Source organism: Plantactinospora sp. B5E13 (assembly GCF_039871775.1).
In the GTDB taxonomy this organism is placed as follows: domain Bacteria; phylum Actinomycetota; class Actinomycetes; order Mycobacteriales; family Micromonosporaceae; genus Plantactinospora.
The window spans coordinates 19,637-34,517 of the sequence record NZ_JBDPLT010000042.1; the positions used below are offsets into that span (position 1 = coordinate 19,637).

General features: G+C 72.6%; 15 protein-coding genes. All 15 read right to left on the reverse strand.

What is annotated here, in order from left to right:
- Window positions 1-15: 15 nt before the first annotated feature.
- Window positions 16-975, reverse strand: a complete 960-nt coding sequence (locus tag ABGB05_RS28280) for an RluA family pseudouridine synthase (protein ID WP_347656959.1) — start codon at window positions 973-975, stop codon at window positions 16-18.
- Window positions 972-1,622, reverse strand: a complete 651-nt coding sequence (lspA, locus tag ABGB05_RS28285; RefSeq protein ID WP_347656993.1) for a signal peptidase II — start codon at window positions 1,620-1,622, stop codon at window positions 972-974. Before lspA ends, ABGB05_RS28280 begins: the two co-directional genes overlap by 4 nt.
- Before the next feature lie 42 nt (window positions 1,623-1,664).
- Window positions 1,665-2,084, reverse strand: a complete 420-nt coding sequence (locus tag ABGB05_RS28290; protein ID WP_347656960.1) for a TraR/DksA C4-type zinc finger protein — start codon at window positions 2,082-2,084, stop codon at window positions 1,665-1,667.
- 469 nt (window positions 2,085-2,553) lie between these two features.
- The gene (locus tag ABGB05_RS28295; RefSeq protein ID WP_347656961.1) at window positions 2,554-4,056 is read right to left on the reverse strand and encodes a potassium/proton antiporter; all 1,503 of its coding nucleotides are present in this window, start codon (window positions 4,054-4,056) and stop codon (window positions 2,554-2,556) included.
- Between the two features lie 25 nt (window positions 4,057-4,081).
- Entirely contained in the window at window positions 4,082-4,387 is a 306-nt protein-coding gene (locus ABGB05_RS28300) for a DUF167 domain-containing protein (RefSeq protein ID WP_347656962.1), read from the reverse strand.
- A gap of 60 nt (window positions 4,388-4,447) precedes the next feature.
- A complete protein-coding gene (locus ABGB05_RS28305) occupies window positions 4,448-5,155 on the reverse strand; it encodes a hypothetical protein (RefSeq protein WP_347656963.1) in 708 nt (235 codons plus the stop codon).
- Window positions 5,156-5,242: 87 nt separating this feature from the next.
- Window positions 5,243-6,049: a DivIVA domain-containing protein gene (locus ABGB05_RS28310; RefSeq protein ID WP_347656964.1), complete on the reverse strand. Its 807-nt coding sequence runs from the start codon at window positions 6,047-6,049 to the stop codon at window positions 5,243-5,245.
- Between the two features lie 40 nt (window positions 6,050-6,089).
- A complete protein-coding gene (locus ABGB05_RS28315; protein WP_347656965.1) occupies window positions 6,090-6,395 on the reverse strand; it encodes a YggT family protein in 306 nt (101 codons plus the stop codon).
- A gap of 18 nt (window positions 6,396-6,413) precedes the next feature.
- A complete protein-coding gene (gene sepF / locus ABGB05_RS28320; protein ID WP_347656966.1) occupies window positions 6,414-7,133 on the reverse strand; it encodes a cell division protein SepF in 720 nt (239 codons plus the stop codon).
- 192 nt (window positions 7,134-7,325) lie between these two features.
- Entirely contained in the window at window positions 7,326-8,078 is a 753-nt protein-coding gene (locus ABGB05_RS28325) for a YggS family pyridoxal phosphate-dependent enzyme (protein ID WP_347656967.1), read from the reverse strand.
- 9 nt (window positions 8,079-8,087) lie between these two features.
- Window positions 8,088-9,200: a cell division protein FtsZ gene (gene ftsZ / locus ABGB05_RS28330; protein WP_347656968.1), complete on the reverse strand. Its 1,113-nt coding sequence runs from the start codon at window positions 9,198-9,200 to the stop codon at window positions 8,088-8,090.
- Window positions 9,201-9,457: 257 nt separating this feature from the next.
- Window positions 9,458-10,375, reverse strand: coding sequence for an FtsQ-type POTRA domain-containing protein (locus tag ABGB05_RS28335; protein WP_347656969.1), 918 nt, complete (start codon window positions 10,373-10,375; stop codon window positions 9,458-9,460).
- Window positions 10,372-11,832: a UDP-N-acetylmuramate--L-alanine ligase gene (gene murC / locus ABGB05_RS28340; RefSeq protein ID WP_347656970.1), complete on the reverse strand. Its 1,461-nt coding sequence runs from the start codon at window positions 11,830-11,832 to the stop codon at window positions 10,372-10,374. The genes ABGB05_RS28335 and murC overlap by 4 nt, the downstream gene beginning before the upstream one ends.
- 94 nt (window positions 11,833-11,926) lie before the next feature.
- Window positions 11,927-13,033, reverse strand: coding sequence for an undecaprenyldiphospho-muramoylpentapeptide beta-N-acetylglucosaminyltransferase (gene murG / locus ABGB05_RS28345; RefSeq protein ID WP_347656971.1), 1,107 nt, complete (start codon window positions 13,031-13,033; stop codon window positions 11,927-11,929).
- Window positions 13,033-14,442 (reverse strand): putative peptidoglycan glycosyltransferase FtsW, encoded by a 1,410-nt coding sequence (locus ABGB05_RS28350; protein WP_347656994.1) that lies wholly within the window; start codon window positions 14,440-14,442, stop codon window positions 13,033-13,035. Before ABGB05_RS28350 ends, murG begins: the two co-directional genes overlap by 1 nt.
- Window positions 14,443-14,881 lie beyond the last annotated feature (439 nt).

Here is a 14,881-nt window from a genome sequence, read left to right on the forward strand (position 1 = left end):
TCGGCTGGCTGGCGGTCAATCGCGCAAGATGCGAAGTGCATGTGCCAGGTCGTCAGGGTAGTCGCTCACGAACCGAACCGGCTCACCCGTCCCGGGGTGTGCGAACGCCAACTCGCGGGCGTGCAGCCACTGTCGGCTGAGGCCGAGCCGGGTGGCCAGGGTGGGATCCGCCCCGTACGTCAGATCACCGACACACGGATGCCGCAGGGTGGACAGGTGCACCCGGATCTGGTGGGTCCGGCCGGTCTCCAGTCGTACGTCGAGCAGGCTCGCCGCCGGGAACGCCTCCAACGTGTCGTAGTGGGTGATGCTCGGTTTCCCGCTCGCCATCACCGCCCACCGGTAGTCGTGGGTCGGGTGCCGGTCGATCGGCGCGTCGACGGTGCCGCGCAGCGGGTCGAGGTGTCCCTGCACCACCGCGTGGTACCGCTTCTCCACCTCGCGGAGCTTGAAGGCCCGCTTGAGCAGGCTGTACGCCCGTTCGCTCTTGGCCACCGCCATCACCCCGGTGGTCCCGACGTCCAGTCGGTGCACGACCCCCTGCCGCTCGGCCGCACCGCTGGTCGCGATGGTGTGGCCGAGGGCGGCAAGCCCGCCGATGACGGTCGGGCCGGTCCAGCCCGGGCTCGGGTGGGCGGCCACCCCGACCGGCTTGTCGACCACCACGATGTCGTCGTCGGCGTGGATCACCCGCAGTCCGGGGACCGTCTCGGCGATGACCGTCGGCGGCGCGGCCGGTGCGGGCAGCACCACCTCGAGCCAGGAACCGGCGGCCACCCGGTCGGACTTGGGCCGGGCGGTCCCGTCGACGGTTACGTCGCCCGCCTCGACCAGCGCCGCCGCGGTCGTCCGGGAGAGCCCGAGCAGTCGGGAGACCGCCTGGTCCAGCCGCATCCCGTCAAGTCCCTCCGGCACCGGCAGGGTACGGGTCTCCCCGGCCGGACGTACCTGTCCGGCGTTGTACGCAGAGGTCATGCCTGGTCGTCCCGTCGGTCGGCGTCGGTTCCCGGGGCCACGGCCGCGTCCGGGGCGTTCTCCGGGGCAGCCCGGCGGGCCCGGATCCGGGTCCCGTCGCGCTGCCGACCGGTCAGTTCCAGCAGGACCGCCAGGCAGACCCCGGTGACCAGGGCGCTGTCCGCGAGGTTGAAGATCGGCCACACCCGCCCGTACGGGTCGAAGAGGCTGACCATGTCGACCACGTGCCCGACGAACACGCCGGGGGCCCGGAAGATCCGGTCGGTCAGGTTGCCGATCGCACCACCGAGCACCAGTCCCAGCGCGATCGCCCAGGGCAGCGAACGCAGTCTGCCGGCCAGCCAGCCGATCCAGCCGATCACCACGGCGGTGACCAGTGGGAAGACCCAGGTGTGGTCGGAGGCGAGGCTGAACGCCGCGCCGCTGTTGCGGGTGAGGGTGAGGTAGACGGCGCCGCCGAGCAGGCGTACCGGCTCCCGGTCGGCGAGCGTCGCCAGGGCGAGGTGCTTCGTGCCGAGGTCGGCGAGCCAGGCCAGTACGGCGGCACCGACCAGCACCGAGACGGCGAGCCGCCGTACGCGCGGTCGGTTCGGTCCCTCCGGGTCGGCCCCGGCCGGCCGCGCCTCGGTCGTCCGCTCGTCGTCGATGTTCAGCAGGAGTCCCTTCCTCCGGTCACGACCCCGGACCGCTCACCGGCGCTCCTCCAGTTGCTTGCAGGCGACGCAGAGGGTGGCCGACGGGAACGCGGCGAGCCGCTCCACCGGGATCGGGTTGCCGCACCGCTCGCACCAGCCGTAGCTGCCCTCGTCAAGCCGCTCCAGAGCGCGCTCCACCTGGGTGATGCGTTCCAGGATGCTGTTGGCGAGGGAGATCTCCTGCTCCCGCTCGAACGTCTTGGTGCCGGTGTCGGCCTGGTCGTCCCCGGCCGAGTCGGTCAGCCGTTCGCGCTGCAGCTCGGTGATCTCGCTCAGCGTCTGATCGTACTCGCCGCGCAGTTCGTCGCGGCGGGCTGCCAGGGCCGCCCGGATCTTCTCGGTCTCGGCGCTGCTGCGCGCGGTCTTCGGTGCCGACTTACGGCCGGCGGTCCTGGTGTCGGCTGGCTTTGCCATCGTCGCTCCCTCAGCCGCGGACCCCGCGGCGGTCGGCCGTGCCTGGACAGGTTCGTCGCGCCGTCACCCCGACGGAGCCGGTGGACCTGTTCGGTGCGGTCGCTCCGGCGGGTGCGACCAGTGGGATGCTGTCGGCAGCACAGGTCGCCAACGCCGGACTGCACAAACGCCGGGTGGCGAGGCCGCCGGCACGTCCGGCGCCGGAGCGCCGGGAGTGTGCTGGCGGCCACCGGCCGGATTCGGGCCACCGGCCACCGACGACAAACCGGATGTACCGGTCATATCGCCTGCGGCCCTCGCCCGCTCGGCCATGGCGTCCCCCAGTGCAGAAACGGGCGCGCGGCGGACCCGCCGCACACTCCGGAGGTTGGCAAGAATACGGAACGTACAGGCGTCCGACAACATGCCGCACCGATGTTACGCTTTTCCACCGGAAATAACCCACCAACCAGGCAAAAGGTACAGCGGGTTAGTCGTCGCGCTCCTCGCCGTACTCGCCGAGCCAGCGGGCCAGTCGACCCCGTCGGCTGATCGCCCGCAGCCGGCGCTCGACCTCGTCCCGTACCCGGGCGGTGGCGACGATCAACAGGCTGTCCCCGACCTTCAACCGGGTGTCCGACGCCGGCACGAATCCCACCCCGTCCCGGGCGACCAGCGTCACCGACGCCCCCACCGGCAGCCGCAGCTCGTCGAGGTGCACCCCGACCAGCCGGGACCCGGCCGGAATCTCCAACTGCAACAGATCGGCCTGCATCCGCTCCAACGGCGCCGTCTCCACCCGCAGTTCCGCAGGCTCGGCCGCGGCGGTGAGTCGCAGCCAGCGGGCCGCCGGGGCGAGCGTACCGGTCTGCAACAACGTGAAGATCACCACGAGGACAAAAACCGCGTCGAAGAGCGGCACCGCCCCGGGCACCCCCTCGGAGAGCGGGATGGTGGCCAGCACGATCGGCACCGCACCGCGCAGTCCCGCCCAGGAGAGGAACGCCTGCTGCCGGGGACCGGCCCGGAACCAGACCGTGCAGGCCAGCACCGCCAGCGGTCGGGCCAGCAGGACCAGTGCCAGGCCGGTGACCACCGCCGGCCACACCGCGTCCGCCAGCCGGGACGGCGCACTCAGCAGGCCGAGCAGCACGAAGAGCCCGATCTGCGCGATCCAGGCCAGGCCGTCGGCAAAGCCGAGGATCGCCTGCCGGTGCGGCAACCGGGAGTTGCCGAGGATCACCCCGGCGACGTAGACCGCGATGAAGCCGGAGGCGTGCAGCACCGTGGCGACCCCGTACGCGAGCACGGTCAGTCCCACCGCGGCGATCGGGTAGAGCCCGGAGGACGGCAGCGCGGCCCGGCGCAGGGTCCACCGGCCGAGCATCCCGACACCGAACCCGAAGCCGACCCCGACCACCAGTTCGTAGCCGAGCAGCAGAGCGTCCTGCCACCAGGCGTGTCCGCTGAACGTCGAGGTGGAGAGCAGGACGACAAGCAGCACCGCCGGGGCGTCGTTCATCCCCGACTCGGCCTCCAGCGTCGCCACCAGCCGGGGTGGCAGCCGCAACCAGCGCAGGGTGGCGAAAACCGCCGCCGCGTCGGTGGAGGAGAGCACCGCGCCGTAGAGCAACGCGAGCCGCCAGTCCACCCCGAGCAGGAAATGGACCACCACGCCCACGACTGCGATGCTGACCACCACGCCGAGCGTCGCCAGTAGGCCGGCGACGCCGAGCACCGGTCGCAGCGCACTCCACCGGGAGGTCAGCCCGCCCTCGGCGATGATCACGATCAGCGCGCAGAAGCCCAGGGCCCGGGTCAGTTCGGCGTCGTCGAAACGGATCCCCAGGCCGTCCTCGCCGATGGCCACCCCGATCGCGAGGTAGACCAGCAGGCTGGGTACCCCGAGCCGGGTGGAGACCCGGACCGCGCCGACCGCGACGAGCAGCACCGCCGCACCGATCAGCAGGGCGGCGTCGAGCCGCTCGGTCACGGCTGCCCCACCCGGGGCCCCGCCGTCACCGAACGGATCCGTCCCGGAGTTCGCGCAGTCGCGCGTCGACCTCCTGGGCCGGCCCGTCCACCACGAAGAGTTTGTCGCGACTCGCCGCGCCGGTGCGCAGCGTCACCGCGGCCGGGCGCAGCCGCAGCGCCTCGGCCAACGCCCGCCGGGCCGCCTCGGTGGCCCGGCCGTCGACCGCGGGCTGATTCACCGCGATCACCAGGGCCGGACCGTACGGACCGTCGAAGCGGCCACCGACCCGGGCCCGGGACGAACCGGGTTTGACCCGTACCGCGACGGTGCGCGGGCCGGCCGCCGTCACGGCGGCCCGGCCAGGGTCGTACCGGTGGTCGGCACCTCGGCCATCGACGTTCCGTCCGGCTCAGCGTGGCGGCGCGTCGGCGAGCAACGTGCTGGCCGGCTCGCAGCGGCCGCACGGGGTGAATCCCAGCTCGGCCGCCTCACCCACCGGCAGTGGTTCGCTCTGCCGGCCGTCCAGGTGGGGGCAGTCCGCCAGGTGGTAGCGGGGCCGGCCGTCGACGACGTACACCTCGGCGGTCAGCGTCGCCACCGCTGCCGCGTCAACCGGCGAGACCCGCTGTGCCGCCGGCTCGTCGCCGGGATCGTCCTCCGCCGACTGCCCGTCCGGTCCGGTGCCGGTCGGCGCCGACCCGCCGGCCGGTTGCCGCCAGCCGGAGTCGTCGAGCGCCGCGCCGGACCGGATCGTCTGGGCGGGCACCGGAACCTGTAGTGGCTCGGTCAGCACCGTCGCGGCCGGGCCGGTGGAGTGACCGCCAGCCACCCGGGCGTCGGTCGGCGCGACCCGGGTGTTGGTCGGGGGCCGGCGAGGGCGGGCCCCGCCGGGCACCTCGCCGTCGCCACCCACCGCCATTCCGTCGTCACCGAACGGCTCGTCACCGACAAGTCCGCCCCGACCCGTCGCGGCCTGCCGGGCCCCCACCACCAGCGCGACCGCGGCCAGCAGACTCGCCGCGATCGAGCTGATCAGCAGCCCACTCGACCCGATCGCCAGGCCGAGCACGAGCAACGTGACGGCGACGAGGATGAGCAACAGACTGCCGACTATCACCGCTCACCCCCGACACATCGTTTCCAGTTGTCATACGGGACGACGCCCCTGCTGTCGACCCGGAATCAACCATGGTGCCGACCGGGGTCAGCGACCGGCCTCGAGCGCGCCGGAGCGTCCGCCCGCGCCGTAGGAGTTGGCCAGGCCCGCGGTGGCCAGACCCGGGGTGGAGCCGCCGGACCGATTGCCGTCGGTCCGGGTCATCTCCACCTCGAGGCCCTGGCCGCGACCGTCGAGGTCCCGCAGCTGGCTCTCCAGGTACGCCTTGAGGCGGGTGCGGTACTCCCGCTCGAACTGCTTCAGCTCCTCGATGTGCTTCTGCAGCGCGGTCCGCTTGGCGTCGAGGCCACCCATCGCCTCCTGGTGCCGCTGGCGGGCGTCCCGCTCCAGCGCGTCGGCCTTGGCCCGCGCCTCCCGGGTGACCTCCTCGGCCTTGGTCCGGGCGTCGGAGAGCAGCTTGTCGGCCTCCCGGCGGGCGTCCGAGACATGGTCGTCAGCGGTCCGCTGGGCCATCATCAGCACCCGCAGGGCCTGCTGCTCGCCGTCGCCGGTCACCGCCGGACCGCCCTGGGCCCGCACCTGCTCCAGCTCGGCCTGCATCGCCCGGGCCGCCTGCTCGGCCGCCGCCTTGTCGCGCTGCACCCGGTCGAGCTGGGCCTTGACGTCGTTGAGCTCGGCGGCCAGTCGCGGGTCGGCGCCCGGCCCGGCTGGCGCGCCGCCGCGGCCGCCGCGCTCCACCTGGGCGCGAAGCTCGTTGTTCTCCTCGATCAGACGGGCGAGCTCGCGCTCGACCTCGTCCAGAAAAGCGTCGACTTCTTCCTCGTCATACCCCCGCTTGCCGATCGGCGGCTTCTTGAAGGCGACGTTGTGGACGTCGGCCGGGGTCAGCGGCATCGAAACTCCTCGGGTCAGTTGCGGCCGCGTAGCGCGCTGGTCAAATCGTGGACCTGATCAGCGGCTCTAGCACGAATCTCATCAGCACGAACAGGATAACCAGGAGCACAAGGGAGGCCAGGTCGATGCTCACGGTACCAATTCGCAATGGAGGGATCACACGCCTCAACGCCTTGAGGGGCGGATCAGTGACGCTCCACACCGACTCCATTCCGGCCGACGCACCCCGGCCCGGCTGCCAACGGCGACCGTACTGCAGGACGGCACTTAAGACAAAACGGGCCAAAAGCACCACAAGGAAGACGTACAGAACCAGGTAGAGAACCTGAAACAGGATGTTCAGCAACGTGATCCCTCGGTTGGGCTAACTCAGGCTGAAAAACCCGCCCTCAGCGATCTTGGCCTTGTCCTCCGCGGTGACCTGGACATTGGCCGGTGAGAGCAGGAACACCCGGTTGGTCACGCGCTCGATCGTACCCCGCAGCCCGAAGGCCAGGCCGGCCGCGAAATCGACCAATCGGCGGGCATCCGCCTCGTCCATCTCGGTGAGGTTGATGATCACTGGGACACCGTCCCGGAAGTGCTCACCGATGGTGCGCCCCTCCCGGTACGTGGTGACGTGCAGAGTGGTGATCTGGTAGCGCTGCTCCGGCTCCGGCGGCACCACCCGCTCCCGCACCTGGGCCTGCGGAGCAAGGGCGAGGTTGTCCCGGGTGGGGTACGTCAGTCCGCTCGACCCGTCGGTCGAACCGGAGCGGCTGATCGAGCGGACGCTGGCCCGCTCGGTCCGTTCCGATCGCTCGGCGCGCTCGGTCCGCTCCGGACGGTCCGACTCCGACCGGTCGTGGTCGGTGCCGCGGCCCACACCGCGCTCGGAGAGCCGGCCGCGCTCACCGACCCGGGACCGGGGCGGCGGCGGGCTGTCCTGCTCGTCGTCGTCGTCGGCGAACTCGTCGGCGTACCGACTCTGCCGGTAGCGCGACTCGCGGTAGCCACCCTTCTCGTAACCACCGTCGTCGTAGGTCCGCTCGTCGTCCTCCTCCACGAGTCCGAGCCAGACCCCCGCCTTGCGCAGTGCACCCATCGCCGCGCCCCTCCGTCCGCCGCCTGCGACACACCCCCGTGCCGTGCCACTGTCACGCGCGTGAACACTGCAGTGCCCACCGGCCTGAGACGTCAACCCCGGCACGGCCGTTGATCCGGCCACACCCAGCCCCCCGACAGTGGGGATGCCGCCTCAAACAACACTGATGTAGTTTGGTGTCCGGTTGTCAGGCTACCGCAGCGTGCTACGCATTCCGAGCAACGCGCTACCGATCCGCACATGTGTCGCGCCGTGGCGGATCGCCGCCTCCAGGTCACCACTCATCCCCGCCGAGACCACGACGGCGTCCGGATGGTCGGCCCGCAGCCCGGCGGCCACCTCGGCCAGCCGGGCAAACGCCCGCTCCGGTTCCCAGTCCAGCGGCGCGACCGCCATCACCCCGGACAGTCGCAGCTCCGGGCGGCCGGCGAGCGCGGCGGCCACCGCCCCGACCTCCCGGTCCCGGTCACCGCCGCCGACCAGCGCCCCGCCCCGGTCGGCGGCACCGTCCAGGTTGACCTGGACCAGCGCCGCCAGCGGCCGGTCCCGGTCCCGGTGCCGGTCCGCCGCCTCACCGAGGGCGACCGCCAGCCGGACGCTGTCGACCGAATGGACCAGGTCGGCGTACCGCACCACCGAACGGGCCTTGTTGCGCTGCACCTGGCCGACGAAGTGCCACCGGACGTCCACCCCGGCCGCCGAGACCTCGGCAGCCTTCGGGGCCGCCTCCTGGTCCCGGTTCTCTCCCACGTCGGTGACCCCGAGCCCGGCCAGTGACACGACGTCGTCAGCCGGGTACGTTTTGGTCACCGCGACCATGGTGACCTCGGCCGGATCCCGGCCGGCGGCGACGCAGGCCCGGTCGATCCGGGCCCGTACCGAGGTCAGGTTCTCCGCGAGTTGCGCCCGGCGCGCGTCCGGCGCCGGAAGGGGTGGTGGGGCCATCGCGTGTGGTCAGGAGCCGTTCTTGAGAAAGTCGGGGACGTCCACGTCGTCGAAGAGGACCCGGCGCGGCTGCGGACTCGGCGTCGCGACGGGCGGCGACGACACCGGGGTCGCCGCATGCGGCACGGCCGGCTGCCCGGGCTTACGCGCCGCGTCGACCGGCTTGTACGCCGGGGCGCCGCCGTCGAAGCCGGCCGCGATCACGGTCACCCGTACCTCGTCGCCGAGCGCGTCGTCGATGACCGCACCGAAGATGATGTTGGCGTCCGGGTGAGCCGCGTCGGTGACCAACTGGGCGGCGTCGTTGATCTCGAAGAGACCGAGGTCGGAGCCGCCGGCGATGGAGAGCAGCACGCCCCGGGCCCCGTCCATGCTCTGCTCCAGCAGCGGGCTGGAGATGGCCGCTTCGGCCGCCTCCACCGCCCGGTTGTCCCCCCTGGCGCTGCCGATCCCCATCAGCGCGCTGCCGGCGCCGCTCATCACGCTCTTCACGTCGGCGAAGTCCAGGTTGATCAGACCAGGGGTGGTGATCAGGTCGGTGATGCCCTGCACACCGGAGAGCAACACCTGGTCCGCCTGCCGGAAGGCGTCCATCATGCTGATCCCCCGGTCGCCGAGGGCGAGCAGCCGATCGTTGGGGATCACGATCAGCGTGTCGCACTGGTTGCGCAGCTCGTCGATACCGGCCTCGGCCTGGACCTGACGCCGCTTGCCCTCGAAGGAGAACGGCCGGGTGACCACACCGATGGTCAGCGCGCCGAGCTTACGGGCGATGTTGGCCACCACCGGCGCACCGCCGGTGCCGGTGCCGCCACCCTCGCCACAGGTGACGAAAACCATGTCGGCGCCCTTGAGTACCTCCTCGATCTCGTCGCGGTGGTCCTCGGCGGCGTTCTTGCCGACGTCGGGGTTGGCGCCGGCGCCCAGCCCCCGGGTCAGCTCCCGGCCCACGTCGAGCTTGACGTCGGCGTCGCTCATCAGCAGTGCCTGGGCGTCGGTGTTGATCGCGATGAACTCGACGCCCTTGAGCCCGACCTCGATCATCCGGTTGACGGCGTTGACTCCGCCGCCACCAATGCCGACGACCTTGATGACCGCCAGGTAGTTGTGCGGAGGTGTCATCGGGGTCCTTTCCTTCGATCTCGGCGGGGGGCGCCACCCCGCCCGGCGATCCGGCCGGGGCGAGGCCGACAACCATTCGGTACGAGGAGGCGAAGGGTAACCCTCACCCTCTACTAGAGGTCTACAGTTATGTCAACCATTGATCCTCTCCGGGCAACGTATGCGTACGCGCGGCGGGAGCCAAGGACCTGCGCGGCGTGTCGGCGCGCCCGCCCACAATCCACCCCCGGGGCGGCCACCCCCGGCGCGTCGCGGGATCAGCGGATCGTCACCACGTCCGGGGTACGGACGTCGATGGTGTCGCCCTTCTCACCCAGCAACGACGTGGCCACCTGGGCCTTGGTGTCGCTGCGCGACGAGTCGCCCCACAGCAGCGTACGACCGCGCTGCAGTCGGACCGTGATCCGGGCCGGCGCCTCCACCACCACCTCGGCGAGCCGCTCCCGCAGTTCCGGGGTCAACGCGGCCAGCACCTCCAGCGCCGCCCGGGTCGAGACGTCCTCCGGTCCGGGCCTGGCGACCCGGGCCACCGGCAGCTCCGCCGGTCGGTCGGCCCGGGTCTGGAACACCACCCCGGAACCGTCGACCACCAGGAACCGCCGGTCCTGCGGCACCACCGCGACCGGGGTCCGCTCGACCACCTCGACCACCAGCGTGCCCGGCCAGCCCCGGGAGACCGTCACCCGGGCCACCGGCGGCAGTTGGGCGACCCGGGCCCGGACCGCCGCGAGGTCGACCCGGGCCAACGGCGTGTCGCCGCTCACCCCGACCGCCTGCCGGACCTGCTCCGGCGTCAGCAGGGCGACCCCGACCACCCGGACGTTGCGGACCCCGAAGACCGCCGTCCCGTACACCAGCCAGGCGCCGGCCAGGACGAGCACCAGCACCCCGGCGAGCACCGTCCACGGCAGCGCGGCACGCAACCGCCGCTGCCGGGCCCGCTGGGTGAACCGGCGCACCGACGGCGGTACGGCGTCGCTACCGGCCCGGACCAGCCGCCAGCCCCGCTCGGCACCCCGGGCACCGGACCTGGCCGACCCGCCCCGGCCGCCGGTGGCCCGGGGGCGCGGCGCCCGGCCGGCCGGGGCCGGACCGCCGCGTCGGGCCGACGGGGTCCCCGACCGGTCCCGGGACGAACCGGGGCCGCCGGACCGGCCGCCCGACCCAGGACTCATCCGGCGTGCGGGGTCGCCACGTCCGGGCCGGTGCCCGCCGGCCGGTCGGCGAGCGCGGCCAGCAGCTCGTCACCCATCAGCGAGATCGGTGGCGCGCCCATCGTCACCACCACGTCACCCTGGGCGGCCCGCCGGGCCACCTCGGCCGGCACGTCCTCCCAGGACGGCACGAACATCTTGCGCTCCGGCGGCAGGGCGATCGCGTCGGTCAACGCGACCCCGCCCTCGCCCGGCGCCCGGACCTCACCCGGGCCGAAGACCTCCAGCACCAGCACCTCGTCGGCAATGGCCAGCGCCTCGGCCAGCTCCGCCTGCAGGTCCCGGGTGCGGTAGACCCGGTACGGCTGGAAGACCACGATCAGCCGCCCGTCGCCGGCCACCTCCCGCAGCGTCTTCAGCGCGGCGGTCATCGAGGTCGGGTGGTACGCGTACTCGTCGTAGACCTGGACCCCGTCGACGGCGCCCTTGCGCTCGAAGCGACGGCGTACCCCGGGGAAGGCGGCGAGGCTGGAGACCACGCAGTCCAGCCCGATCCCGAGCTTGCGGGCGGTGAGCACCGCGGCGGCGCTGTTCAGCCCGAGGTGGCTGCCGGGGACCGGGAGGCGGATCTCGCCCAGCGACTCCCCGTCCATCGTCGCCCGGTAGCGCAGCCCGGCGGCCGAGGAGGCGAGGTCGGTCAGCCGCAGGTCCGCGTCGTCCGCCGTGCCGTAGGTGTAGACCGTCCGACCCTCGGCGCGCAGCACCTCGGCCATCCGCCGGGTGCCCGGGTCGTCGGCGCAGGTCACCACGAACCCGTCCGGGTCGGTCAGCCGGGCGAAGTCGGCGAAGGCCGCCTCCAGACCGGCGTAGTCCCCGTACGTGTTGAGGTGATCCTCGTCGATGTTGGTGATGATCGAGACGAACGGCCGGTAGAGCAGGAAGGAGCGGTCGCTCTCGTCGGCCTCGGCGACGAAGTACTCGCCGCTGCCGTGGTGGGCGTTGGAGCCCACCTCGGAGATCTCCCCGCCGATCACGAACGACGGGTCCAGGCCGGCCCGCTGCAGGATCAGCGTCGCCATCGACGTGGTGGTGGTCTTGCCGTGGGTGCCGGCGACCGCGATGGTCCGCCGGCCGGTCATCGCCGCGGCCAGCGCCTCCGACCGGTGCAGCACCCGCAGCCCACGTTCCCGGGCGGTGACCAGCTCCAGATGGTCCTGCGGGATCGCGGTCGAGTAGACCACGGTGTCGACGCCGTCCAGGTTGGTCGCGTCGTGACTCATGTGGATGGTGCCGCCAAGGGCCCGCAGCCCGGCCAGCGCGGGCCACTCCCGCAGCTCGCTGCCGGAGACCCGGATGCCCCGGGTCAGCAGCAGGCGGGCCAACCCGCTCATCCCGACCCCGCCGACCCCGATCAGGTGTACGGTGCCCAGGTCCTCGGCGGCCAGGGTGCCGACCGGACTGAACTGCGCGGTGTTCATGACCCCAGCCTTCCACTCGTCGGCCGGTCGGACCCGGGCATCGGGTCAGCGCGCCGGGACCGGATCCGTCCCACCGTGACGTCGTCGTGTCGCCTCACCGGGTCACCGCCTCGTAGACGAAGTCGAGCAGTGCCTCGTCGCCGTCGCGCCGGCCGTACGCCGCGGCGGCATTACCCATCGCGTAGAGCCGCCGCGGGTCCCGGATCAGCGGGATGATGTTCTGCTCCACCCAGGCGGGGGTCATCTCGGAGTCGTCGACCAGCACGCCACCGCCGGCCTCGACGACCGGCAACGCGTTGCGTCGCTGCTCCTGGTTGCTGTGCGGGTACGGCACGTAGACCGTGGGCAGGCCGACCGCCGCCACCTCGGCACAGGTCATCGCGCCGCCCCGGGCCAGCATCAGGTCGGCGGCGGCGTAGCCCAGTTCGATCTGGGAGAGGTACGGCAGCGTCACGTACGGCACCGGCAGGTCACGGGGGATGCTGACCGGCTCGTTGCGGGCGCCGATCACGTGCAGCACCTGGATTCCGGCGTAGGCGAGCGACTTGGCCGCCCCGGCGAGCGCCAGGTTGATCGACCGGGCCCCCGACGAGCCGCCGGCCACGAAGAGGGTCGGCAGGTCCGGGTGGAGGCCGAAATGCTGCCGGGCGGCGGCCCGCTGGGCCATCCGGTCCAGTCCGGTGATGCCGCGCCGCAGCGGCACTCCGACCACCCGGCCGTTGCGCAGCGACTCGGCCTGCTGCGGCTGGTGCGGAAAGCCGAGCGCGAGGTTCTTGGTGAACCGCATGCCGAGCCGGTTGGCGATGCCCGGCGGCACGTTCACCTCGTGGATCACGATCGGCAGTTCACGACGCCAGGCGGCGAGGTAGGCGGGCACCGAGACGTAGCCGCCGAACCCGATGACGACGTCGGCGCGTACCTCGTCGATCACCTTTCCGGCGGCCCGGGCAGCTTTCCACATCCGGTCCGGAGTACGCATCAGGTTCATGTTGACGGACCGGGGCAGCTGATACGCCGGAATCTGCCGCAGATCGTAGCCGTGCGGGGGAATCAGGTCGTTCTCCATTCCCTTCGGCGTACCGAGGCAGGTGACGCGTACCCCCGGGTCGTGTCGGCGCAGGCAGTCGGCAAACGCCAGCAGCGGGTAGACGTGCCCACCCGTGCCGCCTCCCGCGAGCACCACCGACCGCAGCGAACCCATCAGCGTCTCCTCTCGGCCGCCGTCGTACCGGCGCGCCCTCTCCTCGCCCGGCCACCCGTTGGCCCGGCCCCGGTCTCCCGCCGCTTTCCGGTCTCGGATCCGGGTTCCCGGCGGGCCTGGGCGGGCAGCGGCCCGCGTCGGCGCGCCGAGGGAAGCGGCGGCAACGGGGCCCAGACTAGTCGGACCCATCGGGGCGCCGGACGGGCGTGCAGGGCTCGCGCCGCCTCCGGTTCGGCGCGGGCGAAGGAGGCCAGCATGCCGACCGCGGCCATCGTCACGACCAGGGCGCTTCCGCCGTCGGAGATGAACGGCAGCGGCAGGCCGGTGATCGGCAGCAGGCCGACCACCCCGCCGATGTTGATCACGGCCTGGCCGACCAGCCAGGCGGTGGCGGCGGTGGCGGCGAGCCGCCGGAACGGGTCGGCGACCCGGCGGGCGATCCGCAGCCCGGTGTACGTCAACACGGCGAAGAGGCTGAGTACCACCGCACAGCCGACCACCCCGAGTTCCTCGGCGAGGATGGCGAAGATGAAGTCGTTGTGCGCGGCGGGCAGCCAGTCCCACTTGAGCACACTCTTGCCGAGTCCGACGCCGAACCAGCCGCCGTTGTCGATCGCGTACCGGGCCTGCAGGTACTGGTAGCAGCCGTCGAGGCCGCATTCGTCGGGCGGCGGCGGGTTGATGAACATGGTCAGCCGGGCCAGCCGGTAGTTCCGCTCGCCCTGTTCGCCGGAGCCGGCGCCAAGCGAGGCGGCGGCGACCAGCAGGCCGACGCCGACCAGTCCGAGCAGCGACAGCACGGCGAAGACCCGCTTGCGGACCCCGGCCGCCCAGAGCAGACCGACGACGATCGCGAGCAGGCAGAGCATGGTGCCGAGGTCGTTGTAGCCGACCAGGACGAAGAGCAGACCGACGGCGGGGAAGAGCGGGGTGGCGAGTTCCCGCCACCAGCCCAGCGCCGCCCCCTTCCGGGCGATCATGTCGGCACCCCAGAGGACCAGGCCGAACTTCGCCAGCTCGGAGGGCTGCACCTGGATCGGGCCGATGACCAGCCAGAGCAGCTCGGCGCGGAACGGGCCGAGGGTGGCGTTGCCGGTGAGTCTGCCGAGCGCGTGCAGCGCGTCGAGCAGGACCAGCAGCACCACCGCGACGCCGAGGGTCGGCAGCGCGATGGACCGGAAGGTGCTGGCCGGCAGCCGCTGGCAGGCCCAGAAGGCGCCGAGCCCGATCAACGCGAACAGCGCCTGCTTGGCGAACATCGTGAACGGGTTGCCGTCGGTGGCGAGCGCCTGGACGCTGGTGGCCGAGAAGACCATGGTCAGGCCGATCAGCAGCAGCAGCCCCGTGCTGGAGATCAGCAGGTAGTAGGAGGCGAGCGGTCGGGCCAGCAGCCCACGCAGCGCGGCCAGGCCGCCGGCCAGGCCGACGCCGGAACCGTCCGGCGGATACGCCGGATCGCCGCCGCCCGTCCGGGCCGGGTCCGCGACGCCACCGGCGGTACGCGCACCGGCGCCCGCCCGTCCTCCGCCGCCGTCGGGGCCGCCGCCGTCGGCCGACGGTGCTGCGGCGTCGGCACCGCCCGGTCCCGCACGTCCGCTGTCAGGGCCGCCCGCACCCGCACGCCCACCGCCGGGGCCGCCGTTCCCCGCCGGTCGCCGTGGCGCCTCGTCCGTCACCGCGCCACCCCTTCGTCCTCCCGGTTCCGCCCATCATCGACGCTGCCCGGGCCCGCCGCCGGGTAATCACCCGACCGGCGTGTCGGCGCCGGGCCGCGAACGGGACGCCGACCGGCGGGCGGGCACCGGGCACCGGAGAGGGGGCGTCCGGCCGGCGGGGTGCCGGTCCGCT

Bases quoted from the DNA above. Each gene is read 5' to 3' on its own strand.
- ABGB05_RS28290 (WP_347656960.1), bottom strand. From the start codon at position 2,084: ATGGCAAAGCCAGCCGACACCAGGACCGCCGGCCGTAAGTCGGCACCG.
- ftsZ (WP_347656968.1), bottom strand. From the start codon at position 9,200: ATGACACCTCCGCACAACTACCTGGCGGTCATCAAGGTCGTCGGCATT.
- ABGB05_RS28310 (WP_347656964.1), bottom strand. From the start codon at position 6,049: ATGCCGCTGACCCCGGCCGACGTCCACAACGTCGCCTTCAAGAAGCCG.
- ABGB05_RS28280 (WP_347656959.1), bottom strand. From the start codon at position 975: ATGACCTCTGCGTACAACGCCGGACAGGTACGTCCGGCCGGGGAGACC.
- murG (WP_347656971.1), bottom strand. From the start codon at position 13,033: ATGGGTTCGCTGCGGTCGGTGGTGCTCGCGGGAGGCGGCACGGGTGGG.
- ABGB05_RS28325 (WP_347656967.1), bottom strand. From the start codon at position 8,078: ATGGCCCCACCACCCCTTCCGGCGCCGGACGCGCGCCGGGCGCAACTC.
- ABGB05_RS28335 (WP_347656969.1), bottom strand. From the start codon at position 10,375: ATGAGTCCTGGGTCGGGCGGCCGGTCCGGCGGCCCCGGTTCGTCCCGG.
- sepF (WP_347656966.1), bottom strand. From the start codon at position 7,133: ATGGGTGCACTGCGCAAGGCGGGGGTCTGGCTCGGACTCGTGGAGGAG.
- murC (WP_347656970.1), bottom strand. From the start codon at position 11,832: ATGAACACCGCGCAGTTCAGTCCGGTCGGCACCCTGGCCGCCGAGGAC.